The sequence below is a fragment of the Longimicrobium sp. genome, from assembly GCF_036387355.1.
In the GTDB taxonomy this organism is placed as follows: Bacteria; Gemmatimonadota; Gemmatimonadetes; order Longimicrobiales; family Longimicrobiaceae; genus Longimicrobium.
Window position 1 is genome coordinate 1 of sequence record NZ_DASVTX010000200.1, and the last position, 3,260, is coordinate 3,260.

Annotated in this window: 5 protein-coding genes and 1 pseudogene; all 6 read right to left on the bottom strand. The window is 71.2% G+C overall.

Going from position 1 to position 3,260, the window contains the following annotated elements; all coding sequences use genetic code 11:
- Nucleotides 1–38: 38 nt before the first annotated feature.
- Nucleotides 39–491, bottom strand: a complete 453-nt coding sequence (locus VF665_RS08795) for a DUF1569 domain-containing protein (RefSeq protein ID WP_331053043.1) — start codon at nt 489–491, stop codon at nt 39–41.
- Between the two features lie 349 nt (nt 492–840).
- Complete coding sequence (locus VF665_RS08800) at nt 841–1,401, bottom strand: alpha-ketoglutarate-dependent dioxygenase AlkB (protein ID WP_331053044.1); 561 nt, start codon at nt 1,399–1,401, stop codon at nt 841–843.
- A 113-nt stretch (nt 1,402–1,514) separates the two neighbouring features.
- Nucleotides 1,515–2,063 (bottom strand): DUF3592 domain-containing protein, encoded by a 549-nt coding sequence (locus VF665_RS08805; RefSeq protein ID WP_331053045.1) that lies wholly within the window; start codon nt 2,061–2,063, stop codon nt 1,515–1,517.
- A 99-nt stretch (nt 2,064–2,162) separates the two neighbouring features.
- The gene (locus VF665_RS08810) at nt 2,163–2,507 is read right to left on the bottom strand and encodes a hypothetical protein (protein ID WP_331053046.1); all 345 of its coding nucleotides are present in this window, start codon (nt 2,505–2,507) and stop codon (nt 2,163–2,165) included.
- A gap of 50 nt (nt 2,508–2,557) precedes the next feature.
- Entirely contained in the window at nt 2,558–3,079 is a 522-nt protein-coding gene (locus VF665_RS08815; protein WP_331053047.1) for a DUF4440 domain-containing protein, read from the bottom strand.
- 20 nt (nt 3,080–3,099) lie between these two features.
- A pseudogene (locus tag VF665_RS25990) lies at nt 3,100–3,207 on the bottom strand (DUF4440 domain-containing protein); the annotation flags it as partial.
- Nucleotides 3,208–3,260 lie beyond the last annotated feature (53 nt).

The following is a 3,260-nucleotide window of genomic DNA, read 5'->3' on the forward strand; positions in this document are numbered from 1 at the left end:
CGCAGGCGCCGCGCGGGTTCCTCCCCGCGGAAGGGCGCTCAGGCCCCGAACTGCCGCAGGTGATGGTCCAGGTGCTTGTACATGAGCACCGCCCACTCCTGCGGCGTCAGCCGGCCAAAGAAGCTGTGCGGATGCGTGGTGCAGGCCGACGGCCCGCCGGTGGCGAACCGGTCGATCAGCCTGGCCAGGCGCTGCCGCTCCCGCTCCAGATCCCGCTCGTCCGCCACGCGCATCTCCGGCGACGTGGGCGTGTTGCGGCGCATGGGCTCCTCGTTGCCCAGCACCAGCGGCTTGATGAGCCAGCCGATGATGCGCCCGATCAGGACGCGGCCGGGAAGCGTGTCGCCCACGGCGGTCTCCATGGATGCGGCGCAGTGCGCCACCGCCTGGGCCGGGTTCATGGTCCCCCACTGCCGCGCGCTGTCGGGCCGCAGGGTCTGCAGCCGCGCCTGCACCTCGGCCGCGGTCGCCGGTTGATAAAGGTTCTTCATACCGAAATCGTGTCCGGGTAAGGTGCGGATGCCGCGAGGTGCGTGGATAACGCCGCCGCTTGCGCAACGGCGGCGGCGGTTCGGGACTGTGGGGCGCCAGCGGGTGCCAAGCGCGGGCGACGTAGTCGTACACAGACAGCGGGCGTTCGCCCCCGGCCGCGACGAGGCGCTCGTGCATGCGCCGTGCGTCGCCCCGCAGCATCTCCGTCGATCCCACGTGGAACAGGATGGTCGGGAGCCACGCGGCGCCTGCCACGAGGTCGGTCGCGTGCGGTCCGGGTGAGCTGGCCATGGGCGGCCACGAAGATGAGCCGCGGCGGACGAGGCGCACAAGCCCGGCCCCGCGCCGTCAGCCGTCCGCCAGCAGGGTGCGAAAGGTGACGGAGTAGCGGAGCGCGTCCACGGCGGGAATGCTGTGCTCCCACTCCGTCCGCGACGGGCCGCGGAGCAGGTACGCCGACCGCGGCTCTGCCGTGAGCGAGAAGCGCTCCCACCGTGTGCCCGCCTTGCGGCGCAGGCGGAACACGCAGGGCGAGAGCAGCGACACCCCGATCACGTCGTCAAACACGCCCTTGTCGCGGTGCCAGCCGATGGTGGCGCCGGGTCCGTACTCGGTCACCAGCGCGTGCGGCAGGCTTTCGGGCGCGACGCCGGCGAACGCGGCGGCGCGGTCCCGCAGCGGCAGCAGAAACGTGGGAATCTGGTCCACCGGGTGCAGCCGGCGCTCGGTGAAGTCGTAGTGCCATCCGTACGACAGCACGCGGCGCTTTCCCACGTAGCCGTGGAACTCGAACTCCTTGAGCGGCAGCCCGCGGATGTGCTCCACCAGCGCCCGTTCCTCGTCCGCCGGCAGCACGTCCGGTTGATAACGGAAGCCCTCCGGCGGTGCTGCGTCCTTTGCTTTCGGCATCGTGCTCTCCGGCTCGGCGCGTGTTCGCGACAGGTGCATCCGCGCCGATGTTCTTCAAGAACGCAGCCGTCCGGGCGGCGTGGGCGGTGCGTCGCGATCCGTCGCGCGGCGGCTCACCACGGGAGGGCAACCCAGGACGGAACGGCGCCGCAGATGGACGGCAGCCCGGCCGCGACCTGCGCGTTCGCGCCGCACATCAGCCGCGCGGCGTACAGCCCGGCGACGGCCAGCAGCACCGCCATGGCAAAATACCCCGCGGGAGAGCGGCCGGCGCCCGGCTCCAGCACCGCCCGCGACGGATCGGCGGGATGGTAGAAGACGCGCACCTCCGCGCCCTCCGCGTACCGGCTAGCCTCACGCTCCGCAGCGTCGCGCGACGAGAACGTGCGCGGGTGGATGTGGAGCGCGTCGCCGGTGCGGATCTCACCTCCCACGTCATACGTGTAGAGCACTTCGGGCTGATACACCTCGTACGTGCTTTCTCCGTCCGTGGTGTGTTCGATGGCCACGCCGGAGCGGGTGACGCGGCCCGGGGCGGACGGCCAGCGGCGCGTGGCGGACCCCGCGGCCATCCGGCGAAAGCCCGCCAGCGCCATCAGCGCCGCGAACAGAAACAGCAGCGCGGCGGGCACGAGCGCCAGGTAGATGAGGCTCCAGTGCATCGAGAGTCGTGCGGGAGCGGAGGAAAGCCGGGCAGACCGCATCGGCGGCACGCGCCCGCCGATGACCATCCCGACGTGCAGCAGCGGTGGGAGCGCGAACTAAGGCGACAGCGGCGCGCCACAGCGCGGGCAGAACCCAACCCGCTGAAAAGGGTGCTGCGTCACCATTTTTCCGCACTGATCGCAGAAGAGGGTGTTCCGCAGGTTCAGCCACGTGATGAGGCTCAGTGCCGGAACCATGAGGAACGCTGCTTCCGGCAACATGAACAGCACGAACCCGCCGAAGATCACCGCGGCGGCGACCGTCACCATCCGATGCGCCCGGCGCTTCTCCGCCGCCGTGGGCCGGGCGCGGATGTACAGCCAGCTGAGCGGTCCCAGCGCCAGCCAGATCACGATGAAGACGGGAAATGCGGTGTGGGCCATGCGCGGCGCCAGGATCATGCGGCTACGGAAGTGTCGGGGAGCAAAAAGCGTCGGTCGGGCGGAATGCTTCAGCGCACTCTGCGTGCGCGCCAGGCCTCCACGCCGTCCCGGCGCAGCACGGCATGCGTCGTCCGTCCGCCGTCGCCGCGTACAAAGACGATCACCATGTCCGCGTTGGAATCGGGGCTGAACCACACGAACTCGGTGCCGGACCGCGGGATCAGCTCGCGCTGGCGCACGCCCGCGGCCGATCCGCGCAAGGCACCGTTCTCCAGCGTGACCGTCAGGGTTCGCCCGGGCGCGATCTCGTACTCGCCCGCGTGCGCCTGCAGCACGGCGGCTTCCACGAAGGCCGCGGCGGGGCGCGTGGGCAGGCGGGTGGAGTGCACCGAAGCCCATCGCCAGCGCCCATCCTGCTTTACGATCACGTCCGTGCTGCGCAGCCGGATCTCCGGGCTTCCGGGTAGCCGCCGGACGGAGCGGGCCGTCCACACCGCGGTGGTGCCGCCGTAGATGCGGATCCGCTCGTCGTCGAACACGAACTGCGGCTGCGGTCCGCCGCCGCCCGCGCCGGCCACGGAGCGGTTGATGTACTCGTCGCGCGTTCCACCACGCCCGTGGAGTGCACGAACATGAACCCGTCCGCCAGGATCTGCTGCAGCGCGCCCCGGTCCCCGCGGGCCAGCGCCTCATCCAGCGTGCGACGCAGCGTCCGCAGCTCCTCTTCCGTGCGCGCATCCGGCCGGAGCGCGGAATCCGGCTGCTGCGCGC

What these genes read in the sequence shown, in the direction of transcription:
- VF665_RS08810 (WP_331053046.1), bottom strand. Translation starts at nt 2,507, where the DNA reads ATGATCCTGGCGCCGCGCATGGCCCACACCGCATTTCCCGTCTTCATC.
- VF665_RS08795 (WP_331053043.1), bottom strand. Translation starts at nt 491, where the DNA reads ATGAAGAACCTTTATCAACCGGCGACCGCGGCCGAGGTGCAGGCGCGG.
- VF665_RS08805 (WP_331053045.1), bottom strand. Translation starts at nt 2,063, where the DNA reads ATGCACTGGAGCCTCATCTACCTGGCGCTCGTGCCCGCCGCGCTGCTG.
- VF665_RS08800 (WP_331053044.1), bottom strand. Translation starts at nt 1,401, where the DNA reads ATGCCGAAAGCAAAGGACGCAGCACCGCCGGAGGGCTTCCGTTATCAA.